At 73.7% G+C, this 17,647-nt stretch carries 14 protein-coding genes; 4 read left to right on the plus strand and 10 right to left on the minus strand.

Annotated features, from left to right (window positions below; genetic code table 11):
- The first annotated feature begins 6 nt into the window (after positions 1-6).
- Both OG948_RS06960 and OG948_RS06965 read left to right on the plus strand, forming a co-directional pair.
- On the plus strand, positions 7-2,598 hold the full coding sequence (locus OG948_RS06960; protein ID WP_406294669.1) for a right-handed parallel beta-helix repeat-containing protein: 2,592 nt from the start codon (positions 7-9) through the stop codon (positions 2,596-2,598).
- A 29-nt stretch (positions 2,599-2,627) separates the two neighbouring features.
- Positions 2,628-3,803, plus strand: a complete 1,176-nt coding sequence (locus OG948_RS06965) for a hypothetical protein (RefSeq protein ID WP_406294671.1) — start codon at positions 2,628-2,630, stop codon at positions 3,801-3,803.
- Between the two features lie 85 nt (positions 3,804-3,888).
- Here OG948_RS06965 and OG948_RS06970 read toward each other — a convergent pair whose 3' ends face one another.
- Positions 3,889-5,670: a serine/threonine-protein kinase gene (locus tag OG948_RS06970; protein ID WP_406294673.1), complete on the minus strand. Its 1,782-nt coding sequence runs from the start codon at positions 5,668-5,670 to the stop codon at positions 3,889-3,891.
- A 1,464-nt stretch (positions 5,671-7,134) separates the two neighbouring features.
- Between OG948_RS06970 and OG948_RS06975 the strand changes: the two genes are divergently transcribed.
- Positions 7,135-8,835: a SulP family inorganic anion transporter gene (locus OG948_RS06975; RefSeq protein ID WP_406294675.1), complete on the plus strand. Its 1,701-nt coding sequence runs from the start codon at positions 7,135-7,137 to the stop codon at positions 8,833-8,835.
- Positions 8,836-8,904: 69 nt separating this feature from the next.
- On the opposite strand, the gene OG948_RS06980 is transcribed toward OG948_RS06975, so the two are convergent.
- From OG948_RS06980 to OG948_RS06990, 3 genes are all read right to left on the minus strand, one after another.
- On the minus strand, positions 8,905-9,120 hold the full coding sequence (locus OG948_RS06980) for a hypothetical protein (RefSeq protein WP_406294677.1): 216 nt from the start codon (positions 9,118-9,120) through the stop codon (positions 8,905-8,907).
- Between the two features lie 168 nt (positions 9,121-9,288).
- Positions 9,289-9,984 (minus strand): glycerophosphodiester phosphodiesterase, encoded by a 696-nt coding sequence (locus OG948_RS06985; protein ID WP_406294679.1) that lies wholly within the window; start codon positions 9,982-9,984, stop codon positions 9,289-9,291.
- Between the two features lie 61 nt (positions 9,985-10,045).
- Positions 10,046-10,651 carry a TetR/AcrR family transcriptional regulator gene (locus OG948_RS06990; RefSeq protein WP_406294681.1) on the minus strand — a complete coding sequence of 202 codons (606 nt, stop codon included), beginning with the start codon at positions 10,649-10,651 and terminating at the stop codon, positions 10,046-10,048.
- A gap of 135 nt (positions 10,652-10,786) precedes the next feature.
- Here OG948_RS06990 and OG948_RS06995 point away from each other — a divergent pair, with 135 nt between their 5' ends.
- The gene (locus tag OG948_RS06995; protein ID WP_406294683.1) at positions 10,787-11,578 is read left to right on the plus strand and encodes an SDR family NAD(P)-dependent oxidoreductase; all 792 of its coding nucleotides are present in this window, start codon (positions 10,787-10,789) and stop codon (positions 11,576-11,578) included.
- 103 nt (positions 11,579-11,681) lie between these two features.
- On the opposite strand, the gene OG948_RS07000 is transcribed toward OG948_RS06995, so the two are convergent.
- The 6 genes from OG948_RS07000 to OG948_RS07025 are packed head-to-tail and all read right to left on the minus strand — an operon-like array spanning position 11,682 to position 17,571.
- A complete protein-coding gene (locus tag OG948_RS07000; protein WP_406294685.1) occupies positions 11,682-12,761 on the minus strand; it encodes an LLM class flavin-dependent oxidoreductase in 1,080 nt (359 codons plus the stop codon).
- Complete coding sequence (locus tag OG948_RS07005) at positions 12,758-13,672, minus strand: ABC transporter substrate-binding protein (protein ID WP_406294687.1); 915 nt, start codon at positions 13,670-13,672, stop codon at positions 12,758-12,760. The genes OG948_RS07000 and OG948_RS07005 overlap by 4 nt, the downstream gene beginning before the upstream one ends.
- Positions 13,673-14,530, minus strand: a complete 858-nt coding sequence (locus tag OG948_RS07010; RefSeq protein WP_406294689.1) for an ABC transporter ATP-binding protein — start codon at positions 14,528-14,530, stop codon at positions 13,673-13,675.
- Entirely contained in the window at positions 14,527-15,387 is an 861-nt protein-coding gene (locus tag OG948_RS07015) for an ABC transporter permease (RefSeq protein WP_406294691.1), read from the minus strand. Before OG948_RS07015 ends, OG948_RS07010 begins: the two co-directional genes overlap by 4 nt.
- Positions 15,384-16,430, minus strand: a complete 1,047-nt coding sequence (locus OG948_RS07020; protein ID WP_406294693.1) for an ABC transporter substrate-binding protein — start codon at positions 16,428-16,430, stop codon at positions 15,384-15,386. The genes OG948_RS07015 and OG948_RS07020 overlap by 4 nt, the downstream gene beginning before the upstream one ends.
- Positions 16,423-17,571 carry an ABC transporter substrate-binding protein gene (locus tag OG948_RS07025; protein ID WP_406294694.1) on the minus strand — a complete coding sequence of 383 codons (1,149 nt, stop codon included), beginning with the start codon at positions 17,569-17,571 and terminating at the stop codon, positions 16,423-16,425. Before OG948_RS07025 ends, OG948_RS07020 begins: the two co-directional genes overlap by 8 nt.
- Positions 17,572-17,647 lie beyond the last annotated feature (76 nt).

The raw sequence follows: 17,647 nt of genomic DNA on the forward strand, positions 1-17,647 counted from the left end.
GCACAGATGTCGAGTGTCGACCGTCGAGCGGGCGGTGCCGGCGTGCCGGATGTCCGGGTGGCCGCCAAGGGCCGCGGCACGCATCGCCGGATCGCGGACGCGGTCCTGGCCGCGGCCCCCGGTGCGACCGTGTGGGTCGCCGCCGGCCACTACACCGAATCCCTGGTGCTGGCCCGGTCGGTGACGCTGTGTCCGGAACCGGGCGGCGGCGAGGTGGTGCTGACCGCAACCGACCGGGGACCGGCGATCACCGTGGACGCGGCGGACTGCGTGGTGCGCGGGCTGAGCGTGCACGGCGCGGGCACCGACGCGCCGGCGGTCAGCGTGGGTCCGGGCGCGGGCCTGATCCTGGCCGACTGCACGGTGACGGGCGGCCGGGTCGAGGTGCGCGGCGGGCCGGACCGACCCGACGAGGACGGCGCCGATCCGGACCTGGACGCCGCGCCGACGGCCGCCGGGAGCACCTCGGCGCTGCTGCTCACCGGCACGCGCGTGCGCGGCGCGCGGCTCGCGGGCCTGCATGTGTCCGGTGACGCGCGAGCCCGGGTCGAGGACGTCGAGGTGAGCGCGATCGAGGGCACCGGGATCGTGCTGTCGGGCGATGCGCGGGTGGGCGTGGCGCGGCTGCGCCTGGAAGCCACGTCGGGCTCGGGCATCCGGCTGCGCGGCCGGGCGATGTTGCGGCTGACCGATTCGGTGCTGCACGGCTGCGGGCGGGTGGGCCTGCTGCTGGAGGACGCGTCCTCGGCCGTGGCGGGCGAGAGCCGGGTGAGCGCGCCGGGCGCGGCCGGCATCCGGCTCGGCGGCAGCGCCCGGGCCGAGCTGACCGACTGTCGCATCCTGGACGCCGCAGCGGCCGGCATCGTGCTCGACGGCACCGCGCGGGTGGTCGCGCAGGGCTGCGCGGTGCGCCGCTCGGCGACCAACGGCGTGCTGCTCACCGAGGGCGCGGGCGCCGACCTGACCGACTGCCGGATCCTGGACTCCGGCTACGGCGCGGTACACGCCGCCGGCACCGCCGTGCTCAAGCTGGCCGACTGCCGGGTCCAGGGCACTCCCGAGCACGGCGTGCACACCGCGGACACCGCCCGGGTCGAGCTGACCGACTGTACGGTTTCGGCCGCCGCGATGACCGGGATCGCGGTCACCGGCCGGTCCTCGGCGGCGCTCTCCGGCTGCCTGGTCGCGGACACCGCGACCGGGATCGGCATCGGTTCGCCGACCGGGTCGCGGGTGTCCGGCTGCACGGTGCGCGCGGCCGGGCGGACCGGGATCGAGGTCACCGGCGAGGGCGTCGCCGAGTTGGCCGGCAACCGGGTCACCGGCGCGGGCGCCGCGGGCATCGTGTTCGACGCGGGTTCGCGGGCCGAGCTCGCCGGCGGCTCGATCGAGGACTGCACCGGCTCGGGCCTGGTGGTGTGGACCGGCGCCCGTCCCACGGTGCACGGTCTGCGGATCGAACGGCCGGGCAAGAACGGCCTGTACGTCGCCGAGCAGGCCGGCGGCACCTTCACCGGGTGCGACGTGATCGGCGCCGGCTACGCGGCGCTGCACGTGGGCGGCGGCGCGGATCCGCTGTTCCGCCGCTGCCGGGTGCGCGAGTGCACCGACGACCTGAGCACGGACCCGAACGCCGCGCCGGTGTTCGACGACTGCGATCCCGCGCTCGGCGCGGGCACCGATGCGCGGCTCGCGACCGCCGCGACCGCGGGCACCGCGCCGGGCCCCTCGGCCGGCGCCGCGTCCGTGCCGGAGTTGCCCGACGTGGTCGAGGAGAGCCTGCCCGACCTGCTCGCCGAACTCGGCGAACTGGTGGGCCTGGACGGGGTCAAGCGCGACGTGGCGTCGATGGCCAAGCTGATGCAGACGGTCCGGCTCCGGGTCGAGGCCGGGCTGCCCGCGCCGCCGCTGAGCCGGCACCTGGTCTTCGCGGGCAACCCGGGCACCGGCAAGACCACGGTGGCACGGCTGTACGGCCGGCTGCTCAAGGCGCTCGGCCTGCTCGGCCACGGCCACCTGGTCGAGGTCGACCGCAGCGCGCTGGTCGGCGAGTACGTCGGCCACACCGGGCCCAAGACCGCCGCGGCGTTCAACCGGGCGATCGGCGGCGTGTTGTTCATCGACGAGGCCTACTCGTTGTCGCCGCTCGCGGGCGGCAACGACTTCGGCTCCGAGGCGATCGCCACGCTGGTGAAGCTGATGGAGGATCACCGCGACGACGTCGTGGTAATCGCCGCCGGATACCCCGACGACATGGACCGGTTCGTGTCCTCCAACCCGGGCCTGGCCTCCCGATTCACCCGCACGCTGCTGTTCGAGGACTACGACGCCGAGCAGCTCGTGGCCATCGTCGAGCACCAGGCGGAGCGTCACCGCTACGAACTGACCCCCGCCGCGCGCACCGAACTGCTCGCGCTGTTCGCCGGCATGACCCGCGGCGGCGGCTTCGGCAACGGGCGTTCGGCCCGTCAGGCGTTCCAGGAGATGACGGAACGTCAGGCCGGCCGGGTCGCCGAACTCGACAACCCCGACGCGGCCCAACTGATCGCCCTGGAGGTCGCGGACCTGCCCGCGTCCCTCGCGGGCGCGACCGCGTGAGCACCGTCCCCCCGACACCTGGAGTCCCCGTGCCCGCCAACAACCGCCCGCACAACGGTGGTTCCCCCGACGACCCGAACGGCTTCGCGGCCACCTTCGCCCGCCGACCCGGCGCGGGCGCCCGAGGCCCGGTGCCCGGCCTGCGGGTCTGGGGCACGATCGGCGGCGCCGCGGCGCTGACCACCGGCGCGATCGTGCTGGTGCCGCTGCTGGCCGCGCCCGGCACCGCCGCCTCGCACCCCCGCCGCGATGTGCAACACGTCGCGGCGAACGCCGCGTTGCCGGGTACGCCCGCCGGCTGGGGCACCCCGGGCAGCGCCGAACCGGCTCCGGTCGAGGGGGTTCCGGTCGGTGCCGACGGCACGCCCACCGCACCGCAGGGTCCGCCCGGCGGTGCGCCGGTCGGCTACCAGCCGGGCGGCGTGCCCGGCACGGGGGCGGGCGGCTCGGTGGCCTACAACGGCGGTGCGGCCGGCGGGGGCGGCGGCGCGGTGGGCGGTGGTGGCGCGGGTGGCGGTGGTGGTGGCGGCGGTTCCGCCGTCCCCGGGGCCGGCGGGTCCACTCCGGGCGGTCCGGTCGCCGGCGGTGGCGGTGGCGGTACCACGTCGGGGGCCAAGCCGCCGGTGCCGCCGCCGAGCACTCCGGCCAAGCCGCCGGTGGCCCCGGCCCAGGGACCGCAGCAGGTCTACAACGGCTATGCCGGGCTGGGATGTTCGAACTCGGGCGCCGGATTCCGGGTACAGGGCGACTACAGCGACGGCAAGGAAGGCTGGTACAAGGTCGGCAGCGGCGGCCTGGGCACGGCCGGGTGCGGGGACGACTTCTGGGCGATCCCGATGTCCGGTTCCAAGACCAAGGACGACTCCAGTGTCGCCGCGGTATGGACCTGGAACGCCGGTGCCAAGGCAAAGAGTTGCTCGGTGCAGGTGTACGTGCCCGGCGGCTCCACCTGGCGCGACGCGGCCGGCAAGCCCGCGTTCTACCAGGTGCTGGACACCGACAGCGGCTCCGCTCCGGTCCGGTCCACCTTCACCGTCGACCAGACCGCGCACCGCGGCGCCTGGATCCAGGGCGTGAGCCTGCCGGTCAAGGACGGCAAGGTGGTGCTGCGCATGGTCAACCGGGGCGAGGACTGGGTGGGCTCGGACAAGACGTACGCGCATCTGGCCGCGGGCCAGGCGCGGGTGCTCTGTTACGACCGCTGACCCGGCGGCCGCTTCCTGCCGGCCGTTTCCCGCCGGCCGGGCCCTTCGCGGCCCGGCCGGTACCGGCGTCGCACGGGGGCGCCGCTCAGCGCGGGTACATCTTGACGACCTTGCCGTCCAGGTCGGCCCGCAGATAGCCGCCCCCGTAGTCGTCACTGACGTAGATCTTCAGCGCCGGCACCCGGTCGATCAGCCCGATGTCCAGGATCACGTAGCGGCTCTTGGGCGTGGTGATGCCCAGTTCCTTGTCGGCCTTGGCGATCAGCGCCGGCAGCGCGTCCCAGTTGACCTTCGTCAGGTCGATGGTCTTGTCGTCCCGGTCGGTCCCGGAGCCGGATTCCTTCTTGGTGACGCCGTCGCGGTAGGAGAAGCGGTCGTACAGGCGGGCGTTGCCGGCGACCGGCGCCTCCGTGAAGGCGTACTTGTCGTAGACGTTGAGTTCCTTGACCTTGGTGCCCCCGATCACCGGGGCCATGGCGTCGATCAGGCCGCGGATGGCGGTCGGGGTGAGCAGGTTCACCGTTTCCGCGGGGGGCTTGGTGGTGCGCGTCGCCGACGGCCGGGTGGGTATCGAGTCCACCGGGATTCCCGGCACGGAGGGCGACGGGGTGGGGCGCGCGCTGTCGCCGCCCTGCTTGCCGGCGCCGGCCTTCGTGTTCGAGTCCGAACCCGTGTCGCCCAGTTGGGAGGCCAGGACCAGCGCGACCAACCCGCCGACCAGGGCGGTGCCGACCGCGGAACCGGCGATGATCCGGGTTCGGCGGACCCGCTGCCGGTCCGGCGATTGGGGTTCGGCCGGGGTGAACGGCGTCGCATAGCGCGAGGAAGGCGGTACGGACGACGGTGGCGGGGTGGACGATGTCTGCCAGGCGCCGGAGTTCGTGTCCGCGTCGACCCGGTCCGCGCCCGACCAGGCCGGTCCCGTGTCCGCCGCGCGACCGCCGCCGAGGTCGGCCGGCTGCCAGGCGAGGGCGTCGGCGACCGGCAGCGCCGACGTGGTGTGCTGTGACGAGGGCCGCCCGGTCGGCTCGCCGGCCGCCTCGGCCAACAGCCGATCCAGGTGCGCCGCGTCCGGGCGGGCCGCGGGATCGCGGACCAGCAACGCCTCCAGGACCGGGGTCAGCGCACCCGCGCGGGTCGGCGCCGGCACCGTCTCGGTCAACACCGCGGCGAGCGTGGCCAGGCTGGTCGCCCGGCGCAACGGATGTTGTCCCTCGACCGCCACGTACAACATCATCCCCAGCGACCACAGGTCGGACGCGGCGTTGTCCTCCTCGCCGCGGATGCGCTCGGGCGCGATGTACTCGGGCGAGCCGATCAGGTCCCCGGTCGCGGTCAGACTCGTCGACTCGCGCAGCGCGGCGATACCGAAGTCGGTCAGCACCGGGCTGCCGTCGGCGCGCAGCAACACGTTGCCCGGCTTGACGTCGCGGTGGTGGATCCCGGCCGCGTGCGCGGCGCTCAGCGCGGACAGCACACCCCGGCCGATCACGGCGGCCTCGGCGGGCGGGATCGGCCCGACCATCAACCGGTCGTGCAGCGAGCCGCCCGGAACCAGCTCCATCACCAACCACGGGTGCGGAACCTCGGCGGCGTCCACGATGTGATGGATCGTCACCACATGCGGGTGATTCAGCCGGGCCAGCGACCTGGCCTCGCGCAGCACCCGCTCGCGCAACATCCGCGCGGCGGTCGGATCGTCCTCCAGCAGCGCCGGGTCCGGCGGCCGGACCTCCTTGAGCGCGACCTCGCGTTCCAGCGCCAGGTCACGCGCCCGCCAGACCAATCCCATGCCGCCACCACCGAGCCGCTCCAGCAACTCGAAGCGGCCGTCGATCACGCGTCTGCCAGGTACACCCGGGGTCATGCGGCACACCCTACAAATCCGGACTCCCACCCCCGCAATCGCCGGCCGCATCGTGGGCAACTCCCTCACCGGGAACCAACCCCCACCCGTCACACCCCATCCCCCGCCATCCGAGCGCGCACGCGCCGACCGGGAAGCCACGGGCCTCACCGGCCGGGTCGCTCGACTGTGGCCGGGGCGCATTGCGTCCCACCCCAAGCCGCATCCACCACCCCGTCATGCGAGCGCCAGCACGCCGACCGGGAAGCCGCGGGCCTCACCGGCCGGATCACTCGGCTGTACCCGGGGCACATTGCGTCACCTCAAACCCCGCCCCCCGACCCGCCATACGAGCGCGCACGCGCCGACCCGGGTACCACGAGCCTCGCCGACCGGGTCGCTCGACTGTGGTCGGAGGCATTGCGTCCCACCCCAAGCCCCGTCCCCCGACCCGCCATACGAGCGCCTGCGCGCCGACCGGGAAGCCGCGGGCCTCACCGGCCGGATCACTCGGCTGTGCCCGGGGCACATTGCGTCACCTCAAGCCCCGCCCCCCGACCCGCCATACGAGCGCGCACGCGCCGACCCGGGTACCACGAGCCTCGCCGACCGGGTCGCTCGACTGTGGTCGGAGGCATTGCGTCCCACCCCAAGCCCCGTCCCCCGACCCGCCATACGAGCGCCTGCGCGCCGACCGGGAAGCCGCGGGCCTCACCGGCCGGGTCGCTCGACTGTGGCCGGGGCGCATTGCGTCCCACCCCAAGCCGCATCCACCACCCCGTCCCGACCCGCCGTGCGAACCCCTGCGCACCGACCCGGAGGCCGGGCCTCGCCGGCCCGTCGCTCGGTTGCGGGCGGGGGCGTTGCGTCTCACCCCAAGCCGCATCCACCGCCACCGCCTTGCCCCAACCAGCCCCTCACCGCCCCGTCCCGTCTCGCCCGACCCGCCTCGTCCCCGTCTCGCCCCGCTCCTCACCACCCGCCCCGTCTCGCTCGTCCCGTCCCGTCCCGTCCCGCTCGCCCCGCCCGCCCCCGTCTCGCCCCCGTCTCGCCCCGCCCCCGTCTCGTCCCCGTCTCGCCCCGCCCCCGTCTCGTCCCCGTCTCGCCCCCGTCTCGCCCCCCGCCAGGGGTAGCGTGGTGGTTGGGTGCGGAACGTGATGGATGTAGGACTATCGGTTATTTTGATCATCACTTCTTGCTAGGGTCGGCGTAGAGGCGAGAGTGCCCCCGCCATGGGGCCGCGCCGCGATTCGCGCATTCGCCGGATGTGGACCACCTGACGACACGGATCACACGACACCCGATCTCCCACGGCCCCGCGAGGGGTCCGCGCCCCCACGTGTGAGGGCGATGCGACGGCGCCCGGACCCGGGCGCCCGGACCTGGGCCGGGTACGCGGCACACGAACCGGTGTGCGGGGTATGGCGATTCGGCATGCCCGAACGGGTGCGGGGTCGCCTCGGCCGACGAGAGGTCAGGGCGTTGATGGAAGCGTTCTTCAGGGGATGGGGCCGGGTCGCCGGGTTGTTGCCGGGGCCCGGTGATCTGCCGGCGATACGCCGCGCGCCGGGGCGGGATCTGCTGGCCGGTCTCACCGTCGCGGTGGTCGCGTTGCCACTGGCGTTGGCGTTCGGCGTGGCGTCGGGGGTCGGCGCGCAGGCCGGGCTGGTGACGGCGGTGGTCGCGGGCGCGCTGGCGGCGGTGTTCGGCGGGTCCAACCTTCAGGTGTCCGGACCGACCGGGGCGATGACCGTGGTCCTGGTCCCGGTCGTGCAACGGCACGGCACCGACGGCGTGTTGATGGTCGGCCTGATGGCCGGCGTACTGCTGGTCGTGGTCGCCGTACTGCGCCTGGGTCGGGCCGCGAAGTACCTGCCGCTGCCGGTGGTCGAGGGCTTCACCGCGGGCATCGCCGTGGTGATCGCGCTCCAGCAGGTGCCCGCCGCGTTGGGCGCGGCCGGCAAGGGCGAGAAGGTGTGGCAGGTCGCCGGGCACGCCACCCTCCGCTTTTTCGAACACCCGGACGCCGACGCGCCCGCGATGGCCCTCGGCGTCGCCGCACTGCTCCTGGTCGGCGCGCGATGGCGGCCGGGCGTACCGTTCTCGCTGCTCGCGGTGGCCGCCGCGACCCTCCTGGCCGAGGCCCTGCCCACCCTCGACGTGGCCCGGATCGGCAGCCTGCCCAACGGCCTGCCCGCCCCGTCCCTGGCCTTCCTCGACGCGTCGATGCTGGTCGTCCTGCTCCCGTCCGCCCTGGCCGTCGCCGCCCTCGCCGGCCTCGAGTCGCTCCTGTGCGCGAGCGTGGCCGACGGGATGACGACCGGCCAACGCCACGACCCCGATCGCGAACTCCTCGGCCAGGGCATCGCCAACCTGGCCACGCCCCTGTTCGGCGGCGTACCGGCCACCGCGGCCATCGCCCGAACCGCCGTCAACGTCCGCGCCGGCGCGTCCTCCCGGCTCGCCGCGCTCACCCACGCCGTCGTGCTCGCGGTGATCGTCTTCAGCGCGGCCGGCCTGGTCTCGCACATCCCGCTGCCCGCGCTGGCGGGCGTACTGCTGGCCACCTGCGTGCGCATGGTCCAGGTCTCCACGCTGACCGCGCTGGCTCGCTCCACGCGCGCCGACGCCGCCGTGCTCGCGGTGACGTTCGTGGTGACCGTCGCGGTGGACCTGGTCACCGCGGTGGTGATCGGCATCGCCCTCGCCGTCGTCCTGGCGCTGCGCCAGGTGACCCGCTCGGCCCGACTGGAGCCGGTACCGATCCCCACCGACGACGCGGAGGAGGACGCCGGGGCCGGGACCCGCGGCACGCCCGGGCCCTCGACCGGCCACATCGCGGTGTTCCGCCTGGACGGGCCGCTGTTCTTCCCGGCCGCGCACCGCCTGCTCACCCGGTTGTCCGAAGTGCACGACGTCCGGGTGGTCGTCCTGCGGATGTCCCGGGTGACCGCGATCGACGCGACCGGCGCCGGTGTCTTGGGCGAGGCGATCACCGACCTGGAGGTGCGCGGCGTCACCGTACTGCTCTCCGGCGTCCAGCCGAACCACGATCAGGTCCTGGACGCGCTGCGGATCGCCGAGCATCTACGCCGGGACCACCTGGTCTTCCCGGACACGCGCGGCGCGATCCGGCACGCCCGGGAACTCGCCCGCGCCGACCGCCCGAAACCGGCCGCCCACTGACGGCGCGCTCGCCGCCCCGCAAGCCCGCTCCTCAAGGCCGTCGAGGGAAACCCTCGAGGGAGCCCGCCGCTACTCGCCCAGGTAGTGGAACGCGAGCCAGAACACGCCGCCGATGATGTGCGTGACGAACAGGAAGAAGCAGAGCCAGATCAGGATGCCCTTCTCGGTCTGCTTCTGCGTCTCCCGAGGCCGCCGCGACACCACCGCGGGCGAAGCGGTCGGGGGAACGGGCGCGGACGGCGCGGACGGCCCGGTCGCGCCGGGCTCCGGGGCTGGTTCGGTCATCACGGTTCCTCGCGTCGGGCGGAGCAGACCTCCGGGGTACGCGCCCGGACTGCCCCGCCACGGTAACCGCCGCGCACGAGACACCCGCGACGACCACCCGCGCGGCACCATTCCGCTCGGCCCCGCCGTCCGGTCCTGCCGCCCGGCCCCGCCGTCCGGCCCGAGGGCTCAGCCCTGCCCCTCCGCCAGCACGCCGATCAGCCGCCCGACGCGATTGCTGATGATCATGTCCACGCCCATCGCCACCAGTCGGCGCATCACCCGCGGCGAGTCAACCGTCCACGCGCTCACCAGATAACCGTCCGCGTGGCAACGCTCGACCGAGGCCGCGTCGTACGCCCGCCAGCGCAGGTTGATGTACTCCGGCCGCAGGTCGCGCAGCACCGCCGCGTCCGGCACACGCGCGAACGAGTCGCCGCTGAGCCCGATGTGCGCGTGCGTGGCGTGCTCGCGCACCCGGCTCATCGCGACCGGCCCGCCGACGTACAGGATCCGCTCGTTCACTCCGTGTCGGTCGACCGCGTCGACGGCCGGCTCGGCCAGTTCGATCTCGCCGAAGTCGACCATCAACCCACCCCGGGTGCCCTTGATCAGTTCCAAAGCCTCGTCGAAGCTGGGCACCCGGTACTTCCCGCGCCGGCCGATCTCCTGGACCTGAGCCAACGTCAGGTCCCGGACCCGCGCGTTGCGCCACCACAACCGGCGCAGTGTCGCGTCGTGCAGGAGCACCAAGTGCCCGTCCCGGGTGATCTCGAGGTCGATCTCGACCAGGTCGGCGCCCTGGTCGAGGGCACTCGCCAACGACGGCAGGGTGTTCTCCCGAAAACGCCGGGGGTCGCCTCGGTGGGCCACGGCCAGGGTCACGACAAACCTCTCGATCGAGGACCGGCGGGCACACCGTACACGGGGGCCGACCGGCCCGGGCTCATCGCGCCGAGGCGCCGTCGGGCCCGCCGAATCCACGCAGCAGGGTGTCCACGATCCGGGTCGCGAGCACGTCCGCGTCCTCGCCCCGGTCGTCCTGCGCGGCCTCGTGGATCAGCGCGTAGTACACCCGCCGGGTCCAGTCCAGGTCGACGTCCGCACGCAGCACCCCGGCCTCCCTGGCCCGCCGGAAGAGCCGATCGCACCGATCGAGCACGTCGGCGTGCACGTGCGCCACCTCGGGGTCGTCGGTGCGCCGCGCGGTCATCGCGAAGCCCCACGCGAGCTTCACCCGCAGCACGTTCGCGGTGACCTGGTACAGCGCGACGGCGGGCGGCGTGGTGTCCGGCCGCCCGGCCGTCACCGCGTCGTGGAACTGTCGCGCGGCCCACACACTCATCGCCGCGACCAGCGCCTCGCGGGTGGCGAACCGCCGGTGCACCGTCGTCCTGGCCACCCCGGCCGCCTCGGCGATCTGCTCCATCGTGGCCGCCGGATCGGCGCTCAGCACCCGCTCGGCCGCCTCCAGGATCGCGCGCACGGTCCGCTCCGCGTCCGCGCGCAGCGGTCGCGTGCGATCCCCGGTACCACTCGCCTTCGAAGTCACCGTCGAACTGTACGACAAAGTCGCCGCTCAGTCCCTACTTGCAACATCAATGATGCATGTTCTAGGTTCAATGCATCACCGAAGCACCATTTAGTGCTTCGCGGCAGGCAGCACAGCACTACCCGAGGAGCCCTCATGGACCTGCGTCTCGACGGCAAGACCGCCCTGGTGACCGGCGCGAGCCGAGGCATCGGCCTGGCGATCGTGTCCGCCCTCGTCGACGAGGGCGTCCGCGTCCTGGCCGCCTCCCGCACCCTCACCCCGGAACTCGCCGCGACCGGCGCCCTGACCATGGCCGTGGACCTGGCCCGACCCGACGGGCCGATCCGGCTCGCCGAACGCGCCGCGGCCGAGTTCGGCCCGCTCGACATCCTGGTCAACAACGTCGGCGGCGGCGACGCGGGCGGAGACGATCAGACCGGCGGCTTCCTGAGTTTCACCGACGAGCAGTGGCTCGCCTCGTTCGAGCTCAACTTCCTGGCCGCCGTGCGCACCACCCGCGCCGCGCTGCCCGCGCTGCTCGACGCGCGCGGCGCGATCGTGAACATCTCCTCGATCGGCGCCCGAATGCCGCACGGCGGGCCGGTGACGTACACCACCGCCAAGGCCGCGCTGACCGCGTTCGGCAAGGCGCTCGCCGAGGAGTTCGGACCGCGGGGCGTCCGGGTCAACACGGTCTCCCCCGGCGCCGTGCGGACCGCGATGTGGGAGGCACCGGACGGCTACGGCGCCCAACTGGCCACATCCATGGGCCTGTCCCACGAACAGTTGCTCGCCGCGCTCCCCGGCGCGACCGGCATGGTCACCGGTCGCTTCGTCGAGCCCGCCGAGGTGGCGACCGCGGTCGCCTACCTGGTCTCCCCGCTCGCGGGCAGCGTGACCGGCACGGACCACCTCGTCGACGGCGGCGCGCTCAAGGCCGCCTGAGCCTCCCCCGCTTCCCGCGCCGCCCGGGCGATCCAGGCGGTCCAGGCGGTACGACGGGGTCTTCCGCCGCACGGGGCCCGTCGTACGCCCGAACCGCCGGCGCTCACCCCACCCAAGGCCGCACCCCCAGCGCCGGCAGCACCGTCTCGCCGATCCGGTACGCCTCCTCCAGCAAGGGGTTGCCGGACAGGATGAACGTGTCCACCCCCATCGCCTCGAACTCCTGCAACCGCTCGATCACCTGGGCCGTGGACCCGACCACCGCCGTCCCGGGCCCGGGCCGGAACAACCCCATCCCGGGCCACAGGTTCGGGTACACCTCCAACTCCCGCGCCCGGGCCGGGACCCGACCTCCGTGCTGGCGGAACTGCCGCTCCCAGCCGACCCCGTCCGCGTCCGCCGCCTGGCCCAACTGCCGCGCGTAGGTGGCGTGGCTGGTCACCTCCAGCAGCCGATCGGCCGCCGCCCACGCCTCGTTCTCGGTGTCCCGCACGATCAGGTGCAACCGCAGTCCGATCCGCAACGAACGCCCGTGCGCGGCGGCCCGCTCGCGGACTCGCTCCAGCTTCTCCTTGAGCAGGTGCGGCGGTTCGCCCCAGGTCAGGTAGACGTCGACGTGCTCCGCGGCCATCTCGATGCCGGCCGGGGACGAACCGCCGAACCACATCGGGACGTGCCCGCCGTCCCGATGCAGCTCGCGCAGCCCCGCGCCCGCCTGCCGCAGGTCGTAGAACCGCCCCTTGTGGTCGAACACCTCGCCCGAGGTCAGTCGCCGGACGATCGACCAGTACTCGGCGCTGAGTTCGTAGCGCTCGTCGTGGTCCAGATGCAGCCCGTACTCGCGCAGGCCCTCGGTCGAGCCGTTGACCACGTTGAAACGCAGCCGCCCCGCGCCGAACAACGCCTCGAAGCTCAGCGCCATCTTGGCCAGCAACGTCGGCGCGATCAGCCCGGGATGCACCGCGAGCAACGGTCGGAACGTCGGCGCCGCCGCGGCCACCACGCTGCCCAGCGACCACACGTCGTACAGGTCGGTCGCCAGCAACGCGCCACTGAACCCCAACCGGTCCACCGCGCCCGCGAGTTGCTGGAGGTAGGCCAGGTCGACCGGACGCCGGCCGGCGGGCTCCCACGGATACGGCCCCTCACGCGGGATCACGTACCACAACACCTCGGTGCTCATCGGGCACCGCCGACCGTCGCCGCGAGCACCCCGGCCACCAGCGGCGTCAACGCGTCGACCTGCGCGTCGGCCACCGTGATCGGCCGGTCGATGAACCCGTTCGCCACGAAGATGTCCGCGGCCTCCTGCTGCTCGGCGATGAACGCGGCCGGTACCGCCTCCAGCCGCCACGGCAGCGCGGCCAGCGCCTCGGCCCAGTCCGCCCGCGCGCCCGGCAGCTCGGCCGCGTGCAACCCGGCCGCCTCGTCGAGGTGCGCCGCGGCCCACTCGTCGGCCTCGCGCAGCGCGGCCACCACGACCGCGACCACCTCCGCGCGCTCCTCGGCGAACGCGCGGCGCGCGAAGAACACCGAGCGGTCGGTGATCACGTCGCCGACCCGGTGCAGCACCCGAAGTCCGGGCTCGCGCAGCGCGGCGACCAGCTCGGGACCCTGCGCGACCCAGCCGGCGATCTCGCCGGAACGCAGCCGCGCGGCCTGGTCCTGTCCCGCCACCGGCCGCACCGGCGTGATGTCGTCCCGGTAGGACAGCCCGACGTCGGCGAGCGCCTTGGCCACGAAGTGGGTCTGCCACGAACCGATGCTCAACACGACCGTGCCGTCCTCGAGGTCCGCCGGCGCGCGCACCGGGCCCTCGTCGGCCACCAGCAACGCGCCGTGCCCGGGACGCGGCGCGGACACCGCGACGTAGACGATGTCGTGTCCCTGCGCCTGACCGACGATCGGCGGCGTCGAACCGGTCCCGCCGAAGTCGATCGTGCCGTCGCCGAGCAGTTCGCCCACCCGGGTGCCCTCCACGGGCACCCAGGTCACGCTCTCCCCCAGCGGCTCCAACGCGCGCTCCAGGATGCCCAGCCGCGCGAGCAGGTACAACGACGGGTTGCTGCCGTGGACACCGATGGTGACGGTCATTCAGATCACTCCGGTCGAAGACGGGGACGAGGAAGAAGACGAGGAGAAGGACAACTCGGACGACGCGGACGACGCGGACGACGAGCCGCTGCCGACCGAAGCGGAGCGGGAGGACGCCCCGGCGGATCCGGAATCCGGCGTGCGCACGCCCAGATCGGCGAGCAACCGCCGGCGCAGCGCCGCGAACGCCGGATCGGTGGGGTCGCGCGGCCGGTCCACCGCGACCACCTCGTCGGTGACCAGGTTTCCGTCCCGCAGCACCGCGACCCGGTCGGCCAGCCGGATCGCCTCCTCCACATCGTGCGTGACCAGCAGCACGGCGGGCCGATGCACCCGGCACAACTCGCCGACCAGGTCCTGCATACGCAGCCGGGTCAGCGCGTCCAGCGCGGCGAACGGTTCGTCCAGGAGCAGCAGTTCCGGCTCGCGCACCAGTGCCCGGGCGAGCGCGACGCGCTGCGCCTCGCCGCCGGACAGGGTCGCCGGCCAGGCCTGGGCGTGCCCTTCCAGACCCACCTCGGTCAGCGCGCGCAGGCCGATCTCCCGGGTGGCCCGACCTCGCGGCAGGCCGACCACGACATTGGCCAACACCCGCTTGGACGGCACCAGTCGCGGTTCCTGGAAGACGATGGTGCGGGCCTCGGGGACCAGGACCGTGCCGCCGTCGCTGCGATCGAGCGCGCCGAGGATGCGCAGCAGCGTGGTCTTGCCGGTACCGCTCGCGCCGAGCAGCGCGACGAACTCGCCGCGGGCGATGTCCAGGTGCACACCGTCCAGGACGGCGCGGGTGCCGAACACCCGGCGCAGCCCCCGGATGTGTACCGCGACCTCGGCGGAGCGGGCGTGATCGGTGCTCATCGGCCCGCCCCCTGCCCCTGGTTGCGCCAAGGCATCAGCACCCGTTCCAGAATGCGCACCAAGGCGTCGGCGAGCAGGCCGAGGATCGCGTAGACCAGGATGCAGACGGTGAGGATGTCGGTGCGCGAGAAGCTCTGCGCCTGGCTCATCAGATAGCCGATCCCGGCGGTGGAGTTGATCTCCTCGGCCGCGATCAGCGCGATCACGCTCAGCGTCATGGACAGCCGCAGCCCGGAGAGCAGGGCGGGCAGCGCGCCCGGCAGGACCACCTCGCGCACCAGCGCGATCCGGCCGACGCCGAAGCTGCGCATCGCCTCGACCAGCTTGCGGTCCACGTTGCGCACCCCGCCGGAGGCGGAGACGTACATCGGGAACGCGGTGGCCACCGCGATCAGGATCACCCGGGCCGACTCGCCGATGCCGAACCACACCATGAACAGCGGGACCAGCGCGAGGAACGGCACGGTGCGCAACAACTGCACGGTGGAGTCCAGGAGTTCCTCGCCGAGTCGGGAGAAGCCGGTGAGCACGCCCAGAGCCAGGCCGATGGTGAGCCCGAACACCAGGCCCAGGCCGGCCCGACCCAGCGAGACCCGGAGCGCGTCCGGGAGTTGGCCGTTGTCCCACATCTCGCGCGCCGCGCGGAAGACGTCGGCGGGCGAGCCGAGCAGGTCCGGGCTGAGCGCTCCGCTGTGCGAGGCCCAGGCCCAGCCGCCGACCAGCGCGAGCGGGCCGATCGCCCGCAGCGCGGGGCTGAGGAAGCGCGGTCGGGGGCGCGGGAGTCGCGGACGCGGGGTGACCAGACCGGGGTACTCGCGCGCCCGGGGTTCGGTCTTGACCAACGTGGGCGCGCTCATCCGGTCGCTCCCGCGAGGGAGGCCACGTCCAGCAGGTGCGGCTTGACGTCGACCAGGCTCGGGGTGACCTTCTGGTTCAGGAAGAACTGGGCGACCTTGCCGAAGCGTTCCACGTCGGCCGGTCGGATCGGCTCGACCGTGGCGCCCTGGCGGGTGAAGTCGGTCTGGACGCGCTTGGGTTCGGCGCCGTACGCGGTGGGGCCGGAGTCGGTGAAGACGTTGATGTACGCGGCGGGGTCGGCGATCTCCTTGGTGCCGGCCTCGTGCAGGTAGGCGTAGAACGCCTTGACCACCTCGGGGTGCTTGTCCGCGAACGCGTTGCGCACCGCCCACACCGAGTAGTTGTCCGAGCCGAGCGCGCGGCCGTCGGCGAGGAAGCGCGCGTTGCCGGAGGCCAGCGCGGGCACCGAGTAGGTGGCCCAGGTGGCCCACGCGTCGACCTGACCGGCGGCGAACACCGGCGCGGTCTGGTCGGCGCGCAGGTAGACCCGCTCGACCTTGTCGGCCGGGATGCCCGCCTGTTCGAGTGCGGCCAGCAGGAGGTATTCACTGGTGCCGCCCTGCGAGCAGGCCACCTTCTTGCCGATCAGGTCCCGGATCGAGTGGATCTTCGAGTCGCTCTTCACCAGGATGCCCTCGCCCGCCAGGTCGGGGGCGGTGGCGCCGAACAGCTTGAAGCTCGGCTTCTGGCCGAGCGCGGCGACGGCGGAGGTGATCGAGCCGAGCGCGACGTCGAGTTGGCCGGCGTTGATCGCCTGCGCGGCCGGTGCGAACGGGCCCGCGCTGCCGGTCCAGGAGACCTTGGCGCCGACCTTGGCCAGCGCCGCGTCCAGGGAGCCGTCCTTCTTGCCGAGCGCGAGCACGCCGTTGTTGCCCGGGTCGGGGATGCGCAGCGTGATGTCGGTCTTGGTGTCGCCCGCGGCCGACGACGCCTTGGCGTCCTTCGACGAGGAGCCGCAGCCGGTCAGCGCGATCAGCGTCGCGGTCGCGAGCGCGACGGCGGACAGCAGACGGGTGTGACGGCGAGGGGGCCGGCTACTCATGGGATGCCTCCAGCGTGGATATCCGGGACGGTTCGGGGTCGAGCGACTGTTCGGGGTGCGCGCGCCCGGCGGGCGACGGCGCGGTGTCGACGGGGCGGGCGGGGTTCTCGGGTCGCGGCGGTGCGTCCACGGCCGATGCCCGTCGCGCGTCGGCGAGTTCGCGCGCGGCCCGCAACGGCTCCGGGGTCGCCCACGCGCGCACGTCCACGGGTTGGGCCAGGAAGCCCTGCCCGTACAGGAAGCGCTCCTGTCGCGCGAGCAGGTCCAGGCGCTCGGCGGAGAGGTCGATCCGCAGCGTGTCCGGGCCGAGTTCGCGGTACGCGCCGGCCACCCCGAACGCGCCCGCGCCGGTCTCGGCGCCCAGGATCCGGGCCACCTCGGCGGGATGCCCCGGGGCCCAGTCGGCCGCCTCGACCAGCACCGCGAGGAAGCGGGTGACCAATTCCGGGTGGTGGTCCAGCAGATCCCGGTGCACCGTGATCGGCCGGGGCGTGCCGTTGTTGATCCGCGCTCGCGGGTCGGCCGCCGCGTCCAGGTCGACCGCCACGACCGCGCCGTGCCGCGCGGCCGCCTCGACGGCGAGCGCGCCCTTGACGTACACGGCGTCCACGTCACCGCGCCCGAGCGCGGCCAACTCGGCCTCCCACTGGCCGATCCCGCGCGCCGCGGGCACCTCGACCGGACGTGCGTCGGACAGGGTCGAACCGGCCAGGGACAGTGCGCCGGCGAAGCCGTGCAGTGCCATCGCCCGCCAGAAGTCGATCGCGATGTCGTGCCGGGGAATCGCCAGCCGCAGCCCGCGCAGGTGCTCGGGCGCGCCGATGCCGCTGTCCGCGCGGACCAGGATCGCCTGGCTCTCCTCGATCCAGGTGAGTCCGACCAGCCGGGTCGCCTCACCTCGCGAACGTGCCCACAGCGCGGGCACGTTGCCGCCCTCGCGGAAGAGCCCGGGCAGCGCGTGCGTGTAGTGGTGGTCGGCGGCCACGTCGGCGGAGACGTCCTGCAGCGAGCGGACGGTGATGCCCTCGGCCGCGAACTCGGCGTCGAGCAGACCCAGATCTGCGGCGATGCCGGTGGCGGTGGGCACGGGACAGCGGGTGAACCACAGTTCGTCCGGACGGGCGCCGGTCACGGCGGTCATGGCGATACTTCCGTTCGCGTTGATGGCGGCGGGGGTCCGCGGCCCGGTCGGGCACGGCGCGGATCGACCCGGGACC

The organism is Embleya sp. NBC_00888, assembly GCF_045207655.1.
Taxonomy (GTDB): Bacteria; Actinomycetota; Actinomycetes; order Streptomycetales; family Streptomycetaceae; genus Embleya.

Excerpts from the sequence above, each read along its gene's own strand:
- OG948_RS07020 (WP_406294693.1), bottom strand. The coding sequence starts at position 16,430 with ATGAGTAGCCGGCCCCCTCGCCGTCACACCCGTCTGCTGTCCGCCGTC.
- OG948_RS07010 (WP_406294689.1), bottom strand. The coding sequence starts at position 14,530 with ATGAGCACCGATCACGCCCGCTCCGCCGAGGTCGCGGTACACATCCGG.
- OG948_RS07015 (WP_406294691.1), bottom strand. The coding sequence starts at position 15,387 with ATGAGCGCGCCCACGTTGGTCAAGACCGAACCCCGGGCGCGCGAGTAC.
- OG948_RS06970 (WP_406294673.1), bottom strand. The coding sequence starts at position 5,670 with ATGACCCCGGGTGTACCTGGCAGACGCGTGATCGACGGCCGCTTCGAG.
- OG948_RS07000 (WP_406294685.1), bottom strand. The coding sequence starts at position 12,761 with ATGAGCACCGAGGTGTTGTGGTACGTGATCCCGCGTGAGGGGCCGTAT.
- OG948_RS06980 (WP_406294677.1), bottom strand. The coding sequence starts at position 9,120 with ATGACCGAACCAGCCCCGGAGCCCGGCGCGACCGGGCCGTCCGCGCCG.
- OG948_RS07005 (WP_406294687.1), bottom strand. The coding sequence starts at position 13,672 with ATGACCGTCACCATCGGTGTCCACGGCAGCAACCCGTCGTTGTACCTG.
- OG948_RS06960 (WP_406294669.1), top strand. The coding sequence starts at position 7 with ATGTCGAGTGTCGACCGTCGAGCGGGCGGTGCCGGCGTGCCGGATGTC.
- OG948_RS06995 (WP_406294683.1), top strand. The coding sequence starts at position 10,787 with ATGGACCTGCGTCTCGACGGCAAGACCGCCCTGGTGACCGGCGCGAGC.
- OG948_RS07025 (WP_406294694.1), bottom strand. The coding sequence starts at position 17,571 with ATGACCGCCGTGACCGGCGCCCGTCCGGACGAACTGTGGTTCACCCGC.
- OG948_RS06975 (WP_406294675.1), top strand. The coding sequence starts at position 7,135 with ATGGAAGCGTTCTTCAGGGGATGGGGCCGGGTCGCCGGGTTGTTGCCG.